At 66.9% G+C, this 19,033-nt stretch carries 16 protein-coding genes; 7 read left to right on the top strand and 9 right to left on the bottom strand.

Annotated features, from left to right (window positions below):
- Positions 1-35 precede the first annotated feature (35 nt).
- On the top strand, positions 36-2,303 hold the full coding sequence (locus tag G1H11_RS08370) for a hypothetical protein (RefSeq protein ID WP_163818010.1): 2,268 nt from the start codon (positions 36-38) through the stop codon (positions 2,301-2,303).
- Here the strand turns inward: G1H11_RS08370 and G1H11_RS08365 are convergent.
- Positions 2,271-3,035 carry a glycosyltransferase family 2 protein gene (locus G1H11_RS08365; protein WP_216843572.1) on the bottom strand — a complete coding sequence of 255 codons (765 nt, stop codon included), beginning with the start codon at positions 3,033-3,035 and terminating at the stop codon, positions 2,271-2,273. The two genes, G1H11_RS08370 and G1H11_RS08365, sit on opposite strands and share 33 nt — an antisense overlap.
- Positions 3,036-3,102: 67 nt before the next feature.
- Between G1H11_RS08365 and G1H11_RS08360 the strand changes: the two genes are divergently transcribed.
- Positions 3,103-4,362, top strand: coding sequence for an arginine deiminase (locus G1H11_RS08360; protein ID WP_163818006.1), 1,260 nt, complete (start codon positions 3,103-3,105; stop codon positions 4,360-4,362).
- Between the two features lie 105 nt (positions 4,363-4,467).
- Here the strand turns inward: G1H11_RS08360 and G1H11_RS08355 are convergent, their stop codons facing one another.
- Positions 4,468-5,394, bottom strand: coding sequence for a DUF5926 family protein (locus G1H11_RS08355; RefSeq protein ID WP_343074833.1), 927 nt, complete (start codon positions 5,392-5,394; stop codon positions 4,468-4,470).
- 168 nt (positions 5,395-5,562) lie between these two features.
- On the bottom strand, positions 5,563-6,018 hold the full coding sequence (locus G1H11_RS08350; RefSeq protein WP_163818004.1) for an ATP-binding protein: 456 nt from the start codon (positions 6,016-6,018) through the stop codon (positions 5,563-5,565).
- A gap of 934 nt (positions 6,019-6,952) precedes the next feature.
- Between G1H11_RS08350 and G1H11_RS08345 the strand changes: the two genes are divergently transcribed.
- Positions 6,953-8,188 (top strand): globin domain-containing protein, encoded by a 1,236-nt coding sequence (locus tag G1H11_RS08345; protein ID WP_163818002.1) that lies wholly within the window; start codon positions 6,953-6,955, stop codon positions 8,186-8,188.
- Positions 8,189-8,265: 77 nt separating this feature from the next.
- Here G1H11_RS08345 and G1H11_RS08340 read toward each other — a convergent pair whose 3' ends face one another.
- Positions 8,266-9,465 carry an ATP-binding protein gene (locus tag G1H11_RS08340; RefSeq protein WP_163818001.1) on the bottom strand — a complete coding sequence of 400 codons (1,200 nt, stop codon included), beginning with the start codon at positions 9,463-9,465 and terminating at the stop codon, positions 8,266-8,268.
- Positions 9,466-9,677: 212 nt separating this feature from the next.
- Between G1H11_RS08340 and G1H11_RS08335 the strand changes: the two genes are divergently transcribed.
- Positions 9,678-10,493, top strand: coding sequence for a helix-turn-helix transcriptional regulator (locus G1H11_RS08335; protein ID WP_163817999.1), 816 nt, complete (start codon positions 9,678-9,680; stop codon positions 10,491-10,493).
- A 19-nt stretch (positions 10,494-10,512) separates the two neighbouring features.
- On the opposite strand, the gene arfA is transcribed toward G1H11_RS08335, so the two are convergent.
- From arfA to G1H11_RS08315, 4 genes are all read right to left on the bottom strand, one after another.
- Positions 10,513-12,024, bottom strand: coding sequence for an arabinosylfuranosidase ArfA (arfA, locus tag G1H11_RS08330; RefSeq protein WP_163817997.1), 1,512 nt, complete (start codon positions 12,022-12,024; stop codon positions 10,513-10,515).
- A gap of 187 nt (positions 12,025-12,211) precedes the next feature.
- Entirely contained in the window at positions 12,212-13,234 is a 1,023-nt protein-coding gene (locus G1H11_RS08325) for a LacI family DNA-binding transcriptional regulator (RefSeq protein WP_163817995.1), read from the bottom strand.
- A 101-nt stretch (positions 13,235-13,335) separates the two neighbouring features.
- Positions 13,336-14,166, bottom strand: a complete 831-nt coding sequence (locus tag G1H11_RS08320; RefSeq protein ID WP_163817993.1) for an ABC transporter permease — start codon at positions 14,164-14,166, stop codon at positions 13,336-13,338.
- Complete coding sequence (locus tag G1H11_RS08315) at positions 14,163-15,149, bottom strand: ATP-binding cassette domain-containing protein (RefSeq protein ID WP_163817991.1); 987 nt, start codon at positions 15,147-15,149, stop codon at positions 14,163-14,165. Before G1H11_RS08315 ends, G1H11_RS08320 begins: the two co-directional genes overlap by 4 nt.
- 139 nt (positions 15,150-15,288) lie before the next feature.
- Here G1H11_RS08315 and G1H11_RS08310 point away from each other — a divergent pair, with 139 nt between their 5' ends.
- The 3 genes from G1H11_RS08310 (at position 15,289) to G1H11_RS08300 (ending at position 17,389) form a co-directional block, all read left to right on the top strand.
- Positions 15,289-15,900: a helix-turn-helix transcriptional regulator gene (locus G1H11_RS08310; protein ID WP_163817989.1), complete on the top strand. Its 612-nt coding sequence runs from the start codon at positions 15,289-15,291 to the stop codon at positions 15,898-15,900.
- 68 nt (positions 15,901-15,968) lie between these two features.
- Complete coding sequence (locus tag G1H11_RS08305; RefSeq protein WP_163817987.1) at positions 15,969-16,370, top strand: pilus assembly protein CpaE; 402 nt, start codon at positions 15,969-15,971, stop codon at positions 16,368-16,370.
- Positions 16,371-16,429: 59 nt separating this feature from the next.
- Positions 16,430-17,389: a beta-ketoacyl-ACP synthase 3 gene (locus G1H11_RS08300; protein ID WP_163817985.1), complete on the top strand. Its 960-nt coding sequence runs from the start codon at positions 16,430-16,432 to the stop codon at positions 17,387-17,389.
- Between the two features lie 135 nt (positions 17,390-17,524).
- Here G1H11_RS08300 and araA read toward each other — a convergent pair whose 3' ends face one another.
- Positions 17,525-19,033, bottom strand: a complete 1,509-nt coding sequence (gene araA, locus G1H11_RS08295; RefSeq protein WP_163817983.1) for an L-arabinose isomerase — start codon at positions 19,031-19,033, stop codon at positions 17,525-17,527.

The following is a 19,033-nucleotide window of genomic DNA, read 5'->3' as shown; positions in this document are numbered from 1 at the left end:
AGCATCTGAGCGTGGTTCCAGCTCTCGTGCGCGACATGCGACCAGGTGCGTGCGCCCTCGCGCGCTTGGTGGGACGGAGCTGGCTGGCGCTCGTCCTGGCGGCCGTGCTCGTACCTCTCGTTGCCGCTCCGGTGGGCGCCACCGGCGAAGCCGAGTCCCAGGAAAGGCCCGGGGTGGTCCTGGTCGGCGTCGCCGGCCTGGCATGGGAGGACGTCACACCCGAGGACATGCCCACGCTGCACGCCATGGCCGGCACGGATGCCGCGGCTTCCCTGACGGTGCGCACCATCCGTTCCCGGACGTGCGCGGTGGACGGCTGGCTGACTGTCAGTTCGGGACGGCGATCCAGCGACCTCATCGACTCCGACCAGGATGGATCGGCGGACCGTTACTGCCGGCCCTCGCCGATACCCGAGGTCGGCGAGGATGGCGTGGCCACTGTTCCCGGCTGGTCGGACTACCTGGACGAGCAGGAGAACCACGCCTACAACGCCACTTTGGGGCTGCTCGCGGAGCGGCTTGGCGAGGTGGGCGTCTGCACCACGGCCGTGGGCCCAGGTGCTGCCCTGGCGCTCGCCGACCCTGACGGCCGGGTTGCGAATTACCAGCCCAATCCGGGCGAGGTGGACGGCGACATGATCAGCCGCTGCCCGGTCACCGTGATCGACTTCGGCGCCCTGCCGCCGCCGGCGCGGGCAGGGAGCGACGAGGCGACGCGGCAGACGGCGTTGGAGCAACGGCGTCAGGTGGCCGGCGGCATGGACGAGCTGATCCACATGCTGATCGAGGAGTTGCCGGAGAACACGGCGCTGCTCGTCACCGGGATATCCGACAGCGGGCCTACGGCGATCCCGCTGCACAACGACCCCACACACGTGGCCGGCTCAGCCTTGCGGGTGGCCGTGGCGACGGGGCCGATGTCCGACGGTGCGCAATACGGTGCCCGCTGGCTGACGTCGACCTCCACGCGCTGGTCCGGGATCGTGCAGCTGACCGACCTCGCGTCGACGCTGATGGAGTACGCCGGGCTGGACGAGCCGACCGCCGGCACCGTGGGGCGGCCGTGGCGCGTGGCGGGTGCTCATCCCGCCGACGCCGGCAGCACTGTCGACCAACTGCTCAGCACCAATCAGGCTGCGCAGATATACCGGACCCAGTCAGGCCCGTTCTTCCAGTTGCTCGGCGTCGGCCAGCTGCTGTTCTTCGGTGCGGCTCTGCTTCTGTTGTGGAGGCGGCCCGCGATCCGCGGTTCGGTGTTGCGCGTCGTCCACTTCGGGGCGATAGGCATCGCGTCGTTCCCCGTCTCGTCGTACCTGGCGAATCTCTTTCCCTGGGCCCGATCGAACCATCCGGCGCTGTTGCTCTGGGCGATTATCCTGACCTTGAGCGTGACCATCACGACCGTGGCCCTGTCCGGACCGTGGCGACGCCGTGTGTACGGACCAGCCGGCATCGTCGGTGGCGTGACGGCGTTCGTGATGGCTGCCGACGTCACCACCGGGTCCAACCTTCAGCAACTGAGCCTCCTGGGTCTGTCGCCCGTGGTGGCGGGAAGGTTCTACGGCCTGGGCAACATCCCGTTCGCGATCTTTATCGCGGCCTGCATCGTCGCGGCCGGTGCGCTGGCGCAATGGCTGATCGACCGCGGGTGGTCACGCCGGGCGGCGGGAGTAGTCGTCACCGGAATCGCACTGCTCGCCACCATGGCGGTAGGTGCGCCGCAGGCCGGTGCGGACGTCGGCGGCATCCTGGCGGCCATACCGGCTTTCGCGGTGCTCGTGATAGGGGTGCTCGGCGTCCGCCTCACCATCGTCAAGCTGGCCGGCGCCGGCGTCGCCGCTCTCGCCGTCTTCCTGTTGATCGCTTGGCTGGACTGGCTGCGTCCCGCGGGCTCGCGCACGCACTTCGGCGGGTTCTTCGACGATCTGGCCACCGGTGAGGCGTTGACCGTGGTGTGGCGGAAATTCGGCGCGTCACTCGGCACGCTGGACAGGCTGCCGTTCTACGCGTGGCTCGTGCCGCTGGCCTATATCGTGATCATCTGGCTGGTTCGCAGGCCGGGCGTGGGTGGAGCCCAGGACGCGATGCGGCGCTGGCCGATCATGGACTACGTCGTCTGGGCTGCTCTGATCGCCGGTGCCGCCGGTTTCGCGGCCAATGACTCGGGAATCATCATTCCGGGCCTGCTGCTGACCGTCGGGATCCCGCTGGTGGTCTCGGCCGTCGCCGCCGCGCGCCGGGACCAGTACCAGAACGACGCGCTGGAGTCTTCAGCGGTTCCCACGGCGCAGGCCGGCAGGTAAGGAAGGGCGCACGCCGCGGGTGCCGAGCGCGCGCATGACACCGGCGTATTGCCGGGCACGGTGCAGCTGAGCCCGCCAGTCGGTGCCGGTCACCCGGTGATGCAAATCCACGTCCACCTCGAGTACCCGGTAGCCCTGCCGGAGCAGGTCGATGGAGAGGCCGGTCTCCACCCCCCATCCTGGAGCGAGCGGCAGGGCGGCCGCGAACGCGTCGCGGGTCAGGCAGCGCTGACCCGACAGGGGCTGGCGCGGAGTCCAGCCGGTGGCTCGTTCGATGCCGTTGCGCGCCAGATCGACGACGAGGCCACGGCCGCCACCGGCACTGCGCTGCGGAGGAAGCACGGCGATGGTCATGTCCGCTGCCCCGGACACCACCGGTTCGATCAACGGCGCGACCCGACTCGCCGAGTCTTCGAGATCGGCATCGATGAACAGCAGCGCACGGGGTGCGGAAAGGCGCTCCTGGCGGGTCTCGCTGCCTTCCACGGCCGTCACCGCCGTCGCGCCGGTCTCCATGGCCGCGGCCTTGCCGCGGTTCCGGGCATGGCCGACGACCGTGGCTCCCGCCTCGGACGCGACGGCCGAGGTGCGGTCCGTGGAGCCGTCGTCGACGACGATCACCATGTCGGCGCCCGGGAGGCCACTGGCGGCCCGCACGGTGGCGGCGATTCGGTCTTGCTCGTTGAATGCCGGGATGATGACCGCCACACCGGACACGGACGTCTCACTCACCTCACACACTCTAACGGGCTCGTCTCGCTGGCACCGCGGAGCCAGCGTCATCGAATAGTGTCGGCGGATGAACACACAGATCGCTGCCGTAGTCGCGGGGCCAGGAGCGAAGGGTGCCGATTCCGAGGTAGGACGGCTGCGCACGGTGATGCTTCACCGCCCGGGGGCCGAGCTGAAGCGGCTGACCCCCCGGAACAACGACGCTCTGCTGTTCGACGGCATCCCCTGGGTGGGCCGGGCGCAGGAAGAGCACGACGTCTTCGCCCAGACCTTGCGGGACCACGGCGTCGAGGTCCTGTACTTGAGCGAATTGCTGGGCGAGACGCTGACGATCGCCGACGCCAGACTTGAATGCATCGAGGCCGTTCTCACCGACCCTCGTCTCGGTGACACCCTCCGCGATGTGCTCCGCAGTCATCTTGAGGGATTGCACCCGGAAGACCTTGCTCACACGCTAGTCGCAGGCCTCGCCCACGACGAATTCACTGAAGGTCGCGGCCTCGGTTACGCGTTGATGAAACGTAGCGAGTTCGTCATTGACCCGTTACCGAATCTCGTTTTCACCCGGGATTCGAGCGTATGGGTGGGTGACCGGGTCGCGATCAGCAGTTTGGCGATGCAAGCGCGAATGCGAGAGACCAGCCTTACCGCGGCGATCTATCAGCATCACCCGCGTTTTGCCGGCGTGCGAACGGTCTATTCGTCTCGGCTGGAGCGACTGGAGGGCGGCGACGTGCTTCTTCTGGGCCCGGGTGTCGTCGCAGTCGGGACCGGCGAGCGGACAACGCCGGCAGGTGCCGAGCGCCTGGCTCGCAACGTGCTCGGCGAGGGACTCGCCACTACGGTGCTGGCCGTCCCCGTCGCACAGGACCGGGCCACCATGCACCTGGACACGGTATGCACCATGGTCGACACCGATGCTGTGGTGATGTACCCGAGCGCCGCAGAGACACTGGAGGCGATCTCGCTGCGCATGAACGGCGACGAGCTGGTAGTGGGGACGCCCGCGCCGTTTCTCGAGGCGGCTGCCGAAGCCATGGGAATCCCGGAGCTTCGCATCATCGATACCGGCCTGGACCCCGTCACAGCTGAACGGGAGCAATGGGACGACGGCAACAACACGCTTGCCATCGGACCCCGGCTGGCCGTCGCCTACGAACGCAACATCGAAACCAACACGCGATTGGAAATGGCCGGAATCGAGGTGCTCCCGATACCCGGGAGCGAGCTCGGCACCGGCCGCGGCGGTCCCCGCTGTATGTCATGCCCGGTAGAACGGGATTTCCTTGGTTCCGCGAAAGAAGTTGCTACGGCAAATGACGTATGACCCCAGGAGAATGTAATCTTGAGCAGGCCCCGGTCGCACATGTTCCCCCGTCATGTGTGACCGGGGTTCTACGTTCCGGTCGAAACGACGCTTTCTCCTTGTCGATCAGCGGATCGTGACCTGGCGGTTGGCCAGCCCGGCACGGGCACGACGCTCGTCGCCGGTCAGCGGCGCGTCGTCGGCCAAGGCCTCGGCGAGTCGCTTACGCAGCTCCGCCACCGGCTCCTCAACCTGCTCAGGCTGAGTGCCGTCGACCAGGTCCCACACCGGGGTGAGCAACCCGTGGGCACGAAACGTGCCGAGCAGTCTGGTGCCATCGCCGAGACTGTCCTCACCACGAGCATGGAGCTTCGCCAAGGCGTTGAGCAGCGGCTCCTCGTCGTGGGGCATGACCCACCTGACCTGGTCGCGATCACCCAGCTTGCACCAATACGCCGCCTCCGCCGAGGGGATTCGCGCGGTGGGGACCACAGCCTCGTTCGCGGTCTCGAGCAGGGATCGATCCTGTGCGGTGGGTTCCGACTCGGGATCGATCCAGAAATCGAAGCCAGAATGCACCGTCACGTCGAACGCCGATGCGGGATCGACGAGATCTTGCAGCCGGGGCGCGTCCGCGGGCCGCGGCCCCACCACGACGGGAGTACCGGGCTCGGCCGCCAGAGCGGTGGACAAGGCGTGCCCCAGATCGGCGCTGGGATCGCCGGTGGCGCCAACGGTCTGCAGACCGAGCAGGATCTGCCCACTCTCCCGCACCATGGCCGCATACGCGCCGGGGAGGATCGTCGCCGCCACGACGTCACGTTCCGCGTGCTCACCGGTCAACGTGACCGTTGCCGTGGCGGCCGAGACGATTTCGCGCAGCGCTACCCAGTCACACTCCCCGGGCAGGCCCTGGAACGGCCGCGCGACGTACTGGCGGCCCGCTGACCTGGCCTTCTTGCCATGACAGATCTTGTAACGCTTGCCGGAACCGCACGGGCAGGGCTCGCGTGGGCCGACCACGGGAATCTCTACGCTGGTACTCACAATCACCGAGGGTATCGGTTAACCGCACCGAAGACGCCGCACCACCCATGACAGGTAGTCTCTCCTCGGCCGGCCACTACGCTCACTCGGCGCCGCGCCGCTGTGGGTTGGTTGGTCGCGCTTGGCTTCTCGTTCGCTGCGCGGACGGTCTCGTTCCTCGGCCGGCCACTACGCTCACTCGGCGCCGCGCCGCTCCCATGGCCCCACGACTGCTTGCACCGTCACCTCACCGTTCGTCGATCTCACCGACCAGTCTCTGGCAAGCGCGTCGACGATCGCCAGGCCGCGGCCTTCCGGATCAGCAGTGGCCGCACGCCGCAAGCGCGGCTGGTCCGGTCCACCGCCGTCGGTGACGTCGATCAGGACATGGTGGTCGATGACGATCCAGCGGAGGCGAACACCGCGACGGGTATCGGAGAAGCGCAACGGCTCAGCATGCCGCACTGCGTTGGTGACGAGTTCGGTCACCACCATGAGCACGTTGTCGACCACTGCCTGAGGCACGCCGGAATTCCGTAGGTCGTCCGAGACCGTATGACGGGCCTCCGGAACGCTGCTCACCTTGCTTGGCAATTCCAGGATACGGGCGTCGTCAGTGGGCGGACGTTTCGCGGTGACGGTATGCGGCATGTCCGACCTCCCTCCGACGCGAGTCAACTAATAAGTGCCCGAATGCAGTGGTGCCCGTTATGTGGTCTGGTCAAACCTTAAAATGCCTACTCCAGCCGCGGGTGGCGCGGTGACAGTCGGTGATTCTAGTCACGCTCTGCTCTCATCGTGGACGCACAGCGTCCTAGTCTGCCCCAGGATCGGGCACTTCGCGCGGTTTGCCACGCGGAGGAGTCGCGGGGGAACGGTTTCGGCCGCGCTCGCGCCCCGTCGCGTCACCCGCCAGCAGCTACTCTTGCGCGACCCGTGCCTGTGCAGAGCGCGTGAAAAGTCCGCGGACAGGCGCATCGGGGAGTTCGCCGGGAGTGTCCTATCCACATGTTGAGACGCCCATCAGGTTGTTGCATACGAAAACAGTGTGACGCTCAGTTACCGTCAACGGCTCTCGAAGTGGCCGCCCACCTGCTGATCCGGGTTCAATCGGGTCGCCTCTGCAGGCACCGAACGTCTACCCGCGATGCCCTCATCGCCTACATATGTCCGGCGAACACCGATGGATCCTTACGTAATTGGGGTGTGGGGCGCTAGGTTAAGCACCGGGGCGGAGAGGATGACGATGTGGACTCACTCCCGGGAGACGGGGAAACGGGGAACTGTGGCGCGCAATGTGCGCGACGCGGTGGCAACGGCGTCGGCGGGGGTTGAAGAGACCGAGCCGGTGCCGTCGAGTCCAGCTGGGGGCGGGCTGGCACCGGGTGTGGATCTAGCAGGCAATGACTCTGCGGCCGTGGCCAACGGCAAGGGCGAGACTTATAACGATGCTGACCGGCAAGGTATTGAGCGGTTTCCTTACTCAGGAGCCGCCGTCAATGGGGTCGGCCACGGACAGGCACCCGGGGCGCTGATGGCCTTCTCGAATTCGTCGGTACCTGGAAACACACCTGAGGCAGGTGAGTTGACCTTTCCACCCGAGCCGCCGCAGCCGTCCGAGTCGGGCCCGGAAACACAGCTGTCCTCGCCGGAGCCGGCGGTGATCGCGCAATCGGCTCGGTTGGAGCCGGTCCCTGCGAGCCCCATGGGCTTCGACACCGTGGCCCTGCGCGGGACCATCGAGATGACCGAGGGCAAGCTCGACAAGCTCGCACAGCGGTTCTATTCCAATCTGTTCGCCAGTCACCCGACCCTGCGGGAGCTCTTTCCCGCCAGCATGGAAGTCCAGCGATCCCGCCTGGTCGGAGCGCTGGTCCGCATCGTCGGTAGCGCGGAGAGCCGCGATGACCTGGTGGCCTATCTGGAAGGGCTAGGGCGCGACCACCGCAAGTTCGGAGTCATCACCGAGCATTACGGCCCGCTGGGCACAGCACTGGTGCTGGCGTTCCGGCAGGAGATGGGCGAGCTGTGGACCGAGCGGCACGAGAAAGCCTGGATCCACGCCTACGACGCCATGGCCATGATCATGACGGAAGCCGCGGAGCGGGACAGCGTCATGTGGCCCTCGTGGTGGGACGCCGAAGTGGTGTTCCATCGCCGTTTGCTCGACGACCTGGCGATCATCCAGGCCCGCCCTCACACGGACTTCCCCTACCGGCCCGGCCAGTACTGCTATGTCTCCTCCTCCCGACGGCCTAAGATGTGGCGCGCGTACTCGATGGCCTCCGCTCCTCGTGACGACGGCCTGGTCGAGTTCCACGTGCGCGCGGTAGGCGCCGGCTGGGTGAGTAGCGCGCTGGTGTGGCGCACCGAGGCAGGGGACATCCTGAAGCTGGGTGCCCCTCAGGGCTACGACCTCGCCAATCCGCGTTCTGAGCGGGACCTGCTGTGCATCGCCGGCGGTGTCGGCATCGCGCCGATCCTGGCCGGCCTGCAGGAGCTCGAGCAGCGTCTGGACGGTCGTCGCGTTCATGTGTTCTACGCCGGGCGCGACCGCGACAGCCTGTACGCGCTGCCGCACCTGGAGTCCATCGGTGTGCGGTACCGCAGGCTCACCGTCGTCCCGGTGGTGTCACCAGAAGGGCCGGAAGACCGCAGTCCCGACCTGATGGGCAACATCGTCTCCGCCTACGGTGACTGGCGGCATCACGACGTCTACCTCGCCGGACCCTCCTCGATGGTTCAGGCTGCGCTTCGCAGATTGCGTGAACAGCAAATTCCGGAGGAGCAGATCGTCTGCGACGATTACGGCACCTGGTGAGTCCAGCATATGCCCGTCTGTGAGCCTCTAGCCCTATCTAGCCTCTGCGCAAGAGACGGCTATAGAGGAGTAGCGGCTCACTCGACCGGCGCGTGCTCGCGAAGGTAGATGCCGAAGTGCGGGACCGTGAACGCGATGCTTCCGCGCTCGGCCGAGTAGACGAGGCCTTTCTTGATCAGAGAGTCGCGTGCGGGCGACAAGGACGACGGCTTCCGGCCGAGATGGGCGGCGATCTCGGCGGTGGCGACCGTGCCGTCGGTAAGCCGGGACAGCGCCGCCATGGCCTGCAGGTACTCCCGTTCTGCAGGCGTGGCGCGTTCGTATCGTGAGCCGAAGAAGCCGACGGCAAGCTCGGCAGCGGCGTCCGGTGCGGCGACCCGGACGTCGTTCTCGGTGATCGGAATGGTCGGTGCGTGGTCCCACGTCACCTTGCCGTAGGCCTGGACGAAGTACGGGTAACCGTCGGTTGCTTCGTACAGGGCGTCCAGGGCGGTGCGTTCGTAGGTGACGCCCTCCTCTTCCGCAGGAGCAACCAACGCGAAGTCAGCAGCCTCACGATCCAGCCGGTCGATCCGCACGTAGCGGAAGAGCCGTTCGGAATAGGACTTGGACGCGGACAGGACCGCCGGTAGGTGAGGCAGTCCCGCTCCGACCACGACGAGGGGCAGTGCCTGCTGTGACAGCTCATGGCACGCGGCGCACAGAGCCGAGACGTCCGCTGCGGGAATGTCCTGCATCTCGTCGATGAAGATGGCGATTCCGGACCCGACGTCACGCGCCACGCCGGCCGCGTCGACCAGCAATTCGACCAGGTCGACCTCGATGTCGCCTGTGTCTGCCCGGCCCGATGCGGCCGGGACGTCGATGCCTGGGTGCCAGCGGTCCCGCAGTTTGGTGTTCTCCCCGCCCGAGCGCAACGCGAAGGCCTTGAGGACGCCCAGGAACGTCTCGATGTGGTCGGGATCGCGGTGGCGCGGAGTGAGCTCGCGAACCGCCATGTGCAAGGCGCTGGAGAGGGGTCTGCGAATGGACTGATCGGGCCGCGCCTCGATCTTGCCGGTCCCCCACAGCCGCTTGATGGCCTGTGATCGCAGGGCGTTCAGGAGGACGGTCTTGCCCACGCCTCGCAGGCCTGTGAGCACCAGCGAACGTTCTGGCCTACCCCTGGCGATGCGCTCCAGGACGACGTCGAACTGGTCCAGTTCGCGGTCGCGGCCGGCGAGTTCGGGCGGTCGCTGACCTGCGCCGGGTGCATAGGGGTTCCGTACCGGATCCATGATCGAACACTATGGCATCATCTAGTGGATTCCTTAGACATCGGTAGATGGGGCGATCGTGTCGTTACTTTGCCGCATGATCGGGGCATCTAGCACAATCTAGGGAAGCTGCTAGACCCATCTAGACTCGCCGATAGCGGGCCTGGTCAATGCGCGCCGAGTGGTGCCTCCGTGAGGCCGGCCGTGTCGGTGGTCCGCCATACTGTGGGCACATGATGTGGTACCGGCCCGTTCCCGTCGCGGCGGACATGCGATCCGCTCTCGTATGCCGCTGGACCGCCCGGCCAACCGGCCGTCATCTCCTGGTGCCCGACGCATGTGTCGACGTGTTGTGGCTGAATGACGGCCGGATCGTGGTCTGCGGTCCAGAGACGACGGCTTGGTCGTTCGGCCTGCCGGCGGGGGCCGAAACGGCTGGGGTCCGGCTGCGCCCGGGTGTGGCGGCCGGTCTCTTCCGAGTCTCCGCCAGGCAGTTGCTCAACCGCCGGGTGGGGCTGGAGGATCTCATCGGGTCCGCGCCGGCTCGCCGGCTGGCTGAACGGCTTGGCGAGGCGGGCTCCCTGGACGCCCGGGCGGTCCTGCTGGAGGAGGCGGCCGGACGCTGGCTGGCCGACCGCGGTCAGCCGGAGCCGTTCTCCGCGAATCTCACGGCCGCGCTCGCGCGGCGCTCATGGTCCATCGCAGACCTTGCGGACGCCGTCGGCACCACGGATCGCCAGCTGCAGCGCCGCAGCCGGGACACCTTCGGATATCCGCCGTCCACGTTGCGAGGAATCCTCCGGTTGCAGCGGTTCATGGCGCTCGCCTCCTCGCCGAATGGCGCCGGTGCCGACCTGGCCTCGCTCGCGTACCTGGCCGGCTATGCCGACCAGGCACACCTGTCGCACGACACACGCAGGATCGCTGCCAGTACACCTCGGCAGCTGCTCAGCAGCGAGGCGCCGGGGTGGCACGGTTCCGAAAGCGTGGTCGAACGGCCGGCGCCTGAGGCGCAACGGCACGGCGGCGGCCGCCTTCAGCCGGTGTGAGCCTGCTCCGGGGGAACGGTCAGGTCCGCGCCGAGAGCTTGACGGCCGTCCACGACGCCTTCGGCAGGACGGCACGCAACTTGCCGCCGTCCAGGCGAACGGACGTGTTCGGCTTGGGCACAACCCGCTCCGGCTCGGCCTCGGTGTTGGTCGAATACACGTCCGCCTCGTAGATTCCTACAGCTTCATCGACGGAGCCGGAGCCGAACGCTCGGGCGTCGAGCTCGACGGTGATGTCCGAGCCGGTGTGCCGGTTGACCATGAACACCGCGACGTCGCCCGAGGCCTCGTCGTACGTGGCGACGGCGTCCACGGCGGGCACCTCGCCGTACTTCGCTGTCTGGACCGATGGGGCGGTGATCTCGGCGCGCAGCACCTCCCCGGCAGCCATTCGCGAGGTCAGTGCGAACGGATGGAAGATGGTCTGCCGCCAGGCCGCCCCACCGGGCTCACTGCGGATGGGTGCGATGGCGTTGACCAGTTGTGCCTGGCAGGCGACGGCCACCCGGTCGGTGTTGCGGAGCAAGGAGATGAGAAGGCTCCCGACGACGACGGCATCGGCGGCGTTGTACTCGTCCTCGATGAGCCGGGGAGCGATCTCCCACTCGTCCCGGGGCCCGGCCTCGTGCATGTGGCTCTGGTACCAGACGTTCCACTCGTCGAACGAGATGCCGATCCTCTTGTCGCTCTTGCGTTTGGCCGCGACATGGTCGGCGGTAGCGGCCACTGATCCGATGAAGTGGTCCATGTTGACCGCGGAGGCGAGGAAAGAACCCAGGTCGCCGTCGGTCTCCTGGTAGTAGGCGTGGCAGGAGATGTGGTCGACGTACTCGAACGCCTCCTCGAGTACCTCCGCCTCCCAGCTTCCGAACGTCGGCATCCCCGACGATGAGCTGCCGCACGCGACGAGTTCCAGGTCGGGCTTGACCATCTTCATGGCGCGCGCCGACTCGGCCGCCAGGCGACCGTATTCATGTGCCGTCTTGTGCCCGATCTGCCATGGTCCGTCGAGCTCGTTGCCGAGACACCAGAGTCCGATGTCGTGCGGGTCCTTCTCTCCGTGTTCCCGGCGCAACTCGGACAAGTGGGTGCCGGACGGATGCGTGGCGTATTCGAGGAGGTCAAGCGCCTCCTGAACGCCGCGTGTGCCGAGGTTGAGCGCCATCATCGGCTCGAGTCCCGCCTTGCGGGTCCAGCGCATGAACTCGTTCAGCCCGAACTCGTTCGTCTCGATGCTCTTCCAGGCGAGATCGAGCCGCCGCGGCCGGCTTTCCAGTGGCCCGACGCCGTCTTCCCATCGGTAGCCGGAGACGAAGTTGCCGCCCGGATACCGGACCGTGGATACGCCGAGTTCCCGGACCAGGGCAAGAACGTCCTCCCGGAACCCGTCGTCGTCGGCCTTCGGATGGCCAGGCTCGAAGATGCCGGTGTAGACGCACCTGCCGAGGTGCTCGACGAACGTTCCGAAGGTGCGCCGGTTGACCGGCGCCACCCGGAACGCGGGATCGAGGACGATGGTTGCTGTGGTCATGAGGATCTCCTGCTTGGCCGGCTGACGGCTTGGTCGGGTGCCTGGTCAATACCGATGTGAGCGCTCACGCAACAGCTGCACGCAGCGGTCGCGACGCTGGGGTTTACATGTTCTACATCGATGTAGAAAGCATGCCGTGACCGCTGCCGGCCGTCAAGAGCCGACATTCTGCACGCCTGGTCCCACTTCATCCCGTCAGGGGCTCGCCCGTGGATTGGCGGGGATGCAACGCGTAGTCGGCGAAGATCTCCCGTGGCCGTACCTCATCGTTCTGCCCTTTCATCCGCGAAACGAGGAGCTCGACGGCGGTCCTGGCGATCTGATCGCGGCCTGGGTCGACAGTGGTCAACGTCGGCGTGCTGAACCTGGTCTCCTCGATGTCGTCGAAGCCGGCCACCGCGACGTCGTTGGGCACCCGGATCCCGCGGCTGAGCAGGGCCCGGAGCGCACCGAGAGCGAGCGTGTCGTTGAGGCCGAACACGGCGTCGAACTCGACGCCGGAGTCGAGCAGTCGGTTCGTCGCCTCAGCGCCGGCCGACCGGTTCCACGGACCGGCGGGAAGCACGAGCTCGGGTGATGGCGCCAGACCGGCTTCCGCCAATGCCTCGAGGTATCCCTGGAAGCGCAACGCCGCCGTGCCCACGCCCTCATGGGAGATCATTCCGATGAGAGCTATCCTCCTTCGCCCGTTGCTGATCAGGTGCCGGACGACCTCCCGGGAAGCCGCGACATTGTCGATCGACACGTGGTCCACCGGGCCGCGGAAGATCCGCTCTCCCAGTAAGACCATCGGGAACGGGACGTTGAGCCGGTCCGCGTCGTCGGCGCCGAGCGCCAGCGGGCTGAAGATCACGCCATCGACCAGATGGCCTCGTGCGCTGGAGAGGAGAGCCAGTTCCCGCTCCCGCTCCGCGCCGGTCTGCTCGATCAGGACGGTGAGATCGTTCTCCCGGGCGATGCGGATGACGGCTTCGGAGAGTTCGGCGAAGTACGGCATCCGCAGCTCCGGGACGGCGAGGGCGATGATGCCCGTGCGGCTGGCGCGGAGGCTCCGGGCGGAGATGTTCATCTGGTAGCCGAGCGCGTCGATCGCCTCGATCACCCGTGATCGGGTCGCTTCACGGATGTAGGGATAGCCGTTGACCACGTTGGAGACGGTCTTGACAGAGACGCCCGCGCGCTGTGCCACCTCGCGCATCGTGACAGGCATCCGACCGGTTCTCCCTGGTGACGCGGACATTTGGCCAATGTTCAGTATCGCAGAAGCTCGGGTACGCCTGGCCGTCAGAGGCGCACCCGAGTTCCGCACTCCTACCGGCTCAACGCCGTGAACTTCCGCACCGCCAGCGGCGCGAAGACCAGCATGAGAGCGATCGGCCACACCACGGCCATGAGTACCACGTTGTCGGTGACCCATGAGCCGGTCACGGTCCAGCCGGGGTTGGCGAACAGCTCTCGGACCGCTCCCGCGGTAGCCGACATGGGATTCCACTCGGCGATGGTGCCCATCCAGGCCGGCATCGTCTCCGGCGAGGTGAACGCGTTGGAGAGGAACACCACCGGCCAGGTCAGGATCTGCACCGCCTGCACGAGCTCCGACCTGCCGGCTACCAGTCCGAGGTAGATACCCACCCACAGCATGGCGAAGCGGAGCAGCAGGAGCAGCCCCAGTGCTGCCAACGCCTCGGTCAGTGTTCCGTGCCAGCGCCAGCCCATGAGGAGGCCCGCGCCGACCATGACCGCCAAGCTGGCGGCAGAATTGATCATGTCGAGCAGGCTTCGCCCGACGAGCATCGACGATTGCGCGATCGGCATGGAACGAAACCGGTCGAGCACACCCTTGTTGATGTCCTGGGTGATCGAGGTCATCGTCCCCTCCAGTCCGAACGCCATGGTCAGGGCGAACATGCCAGGCACCAGGAACTCGGTGTAGTTCCCGCCGCCTTCCACGGCCATGCCGCCGCCCAGGAAGTAGGCGAACATCACCAGCATCATCACTGGAAACGCGAGGCCGACGGCGAACTGACCGGGAGTACGGGCCCATTGGGCGAAGCCGCGCCAGGTCATCGCGGAGGAATCGGCGAGCAGTCTTTTCATCCGACCTCCGGCGGTGATGAAGGTCGAGGGCTGAAGTGTGGTCATGCGTGGACCTCCTGCGTGTTGTGGTCGCCGTGGTGCTCGCCGGTGAGGCTGATGAAGACCTCGTCAAGGGTCGGCCGCCGCAAGGCGATGTCCTCCGTCTTCACGCCCGCGTCCTCGAGGGCTCGTACCACCCCGGACAGCGCGGACATTCGATCCTTCACGGGTGCGCTGATCAGCCGGCGGTACGCGTCGGGGGTCGCCTCGTCCGCGCCGGTAGCCCGGCAGATGATCGTCGTCGCTTGCTCGATGTCGTCGGTGCTGTGCAGAACGACGTCGATCCGGTCGGCTCCGAGTCGCGACTTGAGTTGGCCGGCCGTTCCGTCGGCGATGATCCGTCCCTGGTCGACTATTGAGATCCGATCCGCCAGCTGGTCGGCCTCCTCGAGGTATTGCGTGGTCAGGAGTACCGTCGTGCCGCTTTCGAGGAGCGAGCGAACGGCGTTCCATACCTCGGTTCGCCCGCGTGGGTCCAACCCCGAGGTGGGTTCGTCGAGGAAGAGGATCTCGGGCGACATGATCAGGCTTGCGGCAAGGTCCAGCCGTCGGCGCATGCCACCGCTGTACTGCTTGACCGGCTTCTTCCCCACATCGGCCAGGTCGAATTGAGCCAGCAGTTCGTCGGCTCGCCTGGCGGCGCCGCGACTGCCGAGGTGATAGAGGCGGCCGAACAGGTGCAGGTTCTGCGGCCCGCTCAGCTCTTCGTCGAGCGCCGCGTGCTGGCCGAGCAGGCCGATTCTGTACCGCACCTCGTCGGCGTGGGCCGTCACGTCGTAACCGGCCACGAAAGCGTGACCGCTGGTTGGCCGGAGGAGAGTGGCGAGAATGCGAACCAGGGTGGTCTTGCCTGCACCGTTGGGACCGAGAATCCCGTGCACTGTTCCGCGCGCGACGGTCAGGTCGAGTCCGTTGAGCGCTTCCTTCTCTCCGTAGGTCTTGGTCAGTCCTTCGGCGACGATCGCCGCTGTTCCGTCCGGTACGTGCACCGCACACCTCCAGTAGTCAAATTTGACCAGCACTAGAGAGTAGCCGCGTATTCCCGACTAGTCAAACTTGATGAGATGGTGTCGGTGTGACCGATAGCCGACGGATACGCTGGTCCGGAGCGAGCGAACGGAGGCCCCAGTGTCGGTGATGCGACTGCTCGTCCTCGGTGCTGTCCGCCAGCGCGGACGGGCGCACGGCTACCAGGTCCGCAACGACCTGGAGTTCTGGGGCGCCCATGAGTGGTCGTCGGCCAAGCCTGGATCCATCTACCACGCCCTCAAGCAGCTGGCGAAAGAAGAACTCCTCCTGGCCCACGAGACCGCGCCGAGCACCGCGGGCGGGCCGCCTCGCACCGAGTACGAGCTGACGCCCGACGGTGAAACGAAGTACCTGGAACTGCTGCGCGAAGCACTGCGGGGTCATGACCAGAAGATCGACGTGCTGACCGCCGGCGTCGGCTTCATCGTCGATCTCCGCCGAGACGAAGCCATCGGCCTACTGCGGGAGCGCCTGGCTACGCTTGAGGGGTGGCGCAAAGAGGTCGTGGAGTACTGGACCCCGCACGCGTCACCCGAGGAGTGGGGTCACATCGGTGAGGTGATGCGGCTGTGGCTGCACAACGCCGACAGCAGCGCCGAGTGGACCCGTGGCCTGATCAAGCGGCTCGAGGATGGCGCGTACGTGATGGCGGGTGAGGGTGAACGTTCCGTCGAGGTGCTCCCCGACGGCGTTCCCAACCCGTTCGCGTAGCCGCGGGAAGTTCGCTGCCAGCCGGCGGATCCGGGCATCAGGTGCACTCTCCGTTGCACAATGGGTGGATGATCTCTGTCGAACTGGCCAGAGAGCTTCGTGACGCCGGTCTGCGCTGGGAGCCGTGCAAAGGCGACCACTTCATCATCATGGACCGCGACATGGACGACGAGGTCTTCGTCGTCAGCAGCATGGTGGCGGATGTCCACGAGTTCCCTTCCGGGCGTGTGATCGGCTTCAACGGAACGGTCGAGTGGGCCCTCGACAGCGTCGAGAAGGACGCCGCGCTCTGGCTCCCGACCGAGAGCCAGCTACGAGAACGGCTCGGCGGCGCCTTCGGCGAGCTCGTCCATGACGGTGGTCGATTCACCGTCGTCCTCGACATCGACGGCCGCAAGGTCACCCGCGAGGCGAAGAGCGCCGAGGAAGCGTATGGTCGCGCACTGCTCTTTCTCGCCTCGGGCCGCTGATCGCGCACCCTTCATGCCTGCCTCCCTCGTGAGTCATCTCGTAAGAGAGAATCACTTCTGTGAAGTCGGCTCATGAGGGTCTTGCCCTACCGGTTCGGGTGGCAGGACTCGGCCATTATCAGCCCACACGTGTCGTGACCAACGATGATCTGGCAGAGTTCGTGGACACGAATGACGAGTGGATCAGGAAGCGTGTCGGGATCGTCGCGCGGCGCTTTGCCGGTGACGAGAGCGTGGTGGACATGGCGGTCGCCGCCGCGCGGGACGCGTTGCGCCACTCAGGGATCAGCCGGGACGGTGTCGGCCTGGTGGTGGTCGCGACCTGCTCGAACCTCGACCGTTCGCCGAGCACGGCGGGACGGGTCATCGAGGCAATGGAGCTTGACGGCGCCGCGGGTTTCGATGTGAACGCGGCGTGTTCCGGGTTCGTGCACGCCTTTGCGCTCGCTGCGCAGGCGATCACCACGGGCCGAGCACGGACGGCGGTGGTGATCGGCTCGGAGCGGATGTCCGATGTCACCGACTGGGCTGACCGCTCGACCAGCGTGCTCGTCGGCGACGGCGCCGGCGCGGTGGTGCTCACGGCGAGCGACGCGGGCGGGGTGTCGCCGGTGATCTGGGGTACCGTTCCGGGCTTAGCGGATGCCGTTCGGATCGAGCGTCCGGCGTCGACGTTCGCACAGGACGGCCGGAAGGTGTTCCGCTGGGCAGTCACCGAGGCAGCTCAGTACGCGCGCGAGGCCATCGCCGCCGCGGGCCTGAAGGCCGAAGACATCGCCGTGTTCATTCCGCATCAGGCGAATCTGCGAATCATCGAACCTCTGGCCGAGCAGCTCGGCCTCACGGGAGCCGTGGTCGCGACCGATGTCCGCGAGTCGGGGAACACATCCGCAGCAAGCATCCCGCTGGCCTGGTCGAAGCTGCACGCGGCCGGAGCTTTGCCTTCGGGTGGCGCCACGCTTCTCTTTGGCTTCGGCGGTGGGTTCTCTTACGCGGGGACCGTCGTGCTGACACCGTGAGCGGTGACAGGGGCGACGACGAGTCCACGGAATTCCTGCCGTCGGCGGGTTCGCGTGCCCGCTCACTGCGCGGCACGCCCTTCCTCGCGGCCCCTCAGCTCAGGCACCGGGCCGCCCTCTCGCCCGGTGGCGATGTCAGAAGCCCTGGGCGAGCCGGTAGTACGCCTGGTTCCAGCGCATCTCGTTGACGAACTGCCGCTGAGTGGTGTTCTGGTCGATGACGAGCAACTCCGTCGACACCATGTCTGCGAAGTCGGTGAGCTCTTCCACGCCGACCGCCGCGGACAGCACGGTGTGATGCGGCGCACCCGCGGTGATCCAGGTTTCCGCGGAGGTCGGCAGGTCGGGGTGCGGCGTCCAGACGGCCCGGGCCACAGGCAGTTTCGGCAGGGGCTCGTCCGGGGCTACGACGTCGATCGTGTTGGCCACGAGCCGGAATCGCTCGCCGGCGTCCGCGAGCCCGACGACCACGGCCGGGCCGGGCCGGGCATCGAAGACGAGCCGGACCGGGTCTTCCCGATTCCCGATGCCCAATGGGTGGATCTCGCAGGACGGCATGCCGGCCGCGATGCTCGGGCAGACCTCCAGCATGTGGGCGCCGAGAACCTTCGGCTGCCCAGGGCCGAAGTGGTAGGTGTAGTCCTCCATGAACGACGTGCCGCCGGGAACGCCCACGGCCATGGCCTTCAGTGTCCGCAGGAGCACGGATGTCTTCCAGTCGCCTTCGCCGCCGAACCCGTAGCCGTCGGCCATCAGCCTCTGGACGGCGAGTCCCGGAAGCTGCCGCAGCCCGCCCAGGTCCTCGAAATTGGTGGTGAAGGCGCGGAAACCACCGTCGGTGAGAAACTGCCGGAGGCCGGCCTCGATCCGCGCGGCGTAGCGCAGCGACTCGTGCCGGTCACCGTCCTTGCGCAGATCGGCCACCAGGTCGTAGGCGTCGTCGTACTCCGCAACCAATGCGTCGATCTCGGCATCAGAAATCTGATCGACCACGTCGACGAGGTCGTTCACGCCGTACGTGTTGACCGACACGCCGAATCGGATCTGAGCGTCGACCTTGTCGCCTTCGGTGACCGCGACGTCGCGCATGTTGTCGCCGAACCGGGCGAGGCGCAGCGAGCGGATCTCGGCCAGGCCCAGTGCCGCCCGGGCCCAGGTCGCCAAGCGGGCAGCGACGGCGGGATCGCTCACGTGGCCCGCCACGGTCTTGCGAGCTAGTCCCACCCGGGTCTGGATGTACCCGAACTCCCGGTCGCCGTGCGCGGCCTGGTTGAGGTTCATGAAGTCCATGTCGAGCTCGGACCACGGGAGACTGGCGTTGGCCTGGGTGTGCAGGTGTGCGAGCGGCACGTCCAAGACCGACAGCCCGTTGATCCACATCTTGGCAGGGGAGAACGTGTGCATCCAGGCGATCACGCCGACGCAGCTGTCCGAGGAGTTGGCTTCCAGGCACAGTCGCCTGATCGCCTCCGAGTCGGTGAGCACGGGCTTCCACACCACGCGCACCGGCATCGTTCCGGTGCTCTCCAGGGCGCGAGCGACCTCCTGCGACTGGCTCGCCACCTGCCGCAGGGTGTCCTCCCCATAGAGACCCTGGCTGCCGGTGAGGAACCACACCTCACGCTGGGCCGGCTCCGGCTTCAT

Origin of the sequence: Phytoactinopolyspora alkaliphila, assembly GCF_010550695.1 — a bacterium.
GTDB lineage: Bacteria > Actinomycetota > Actinomycetes > Jiangellales > Jiangellaceae > Phytoactinopolyspora > Phytoactinopolyspora alkaliphila.
The sequence above is the reverse complement of the archived record's forward strand: the minus strand, read 5'-3'. Positions and strand labels throughout refer to the sequence as shown.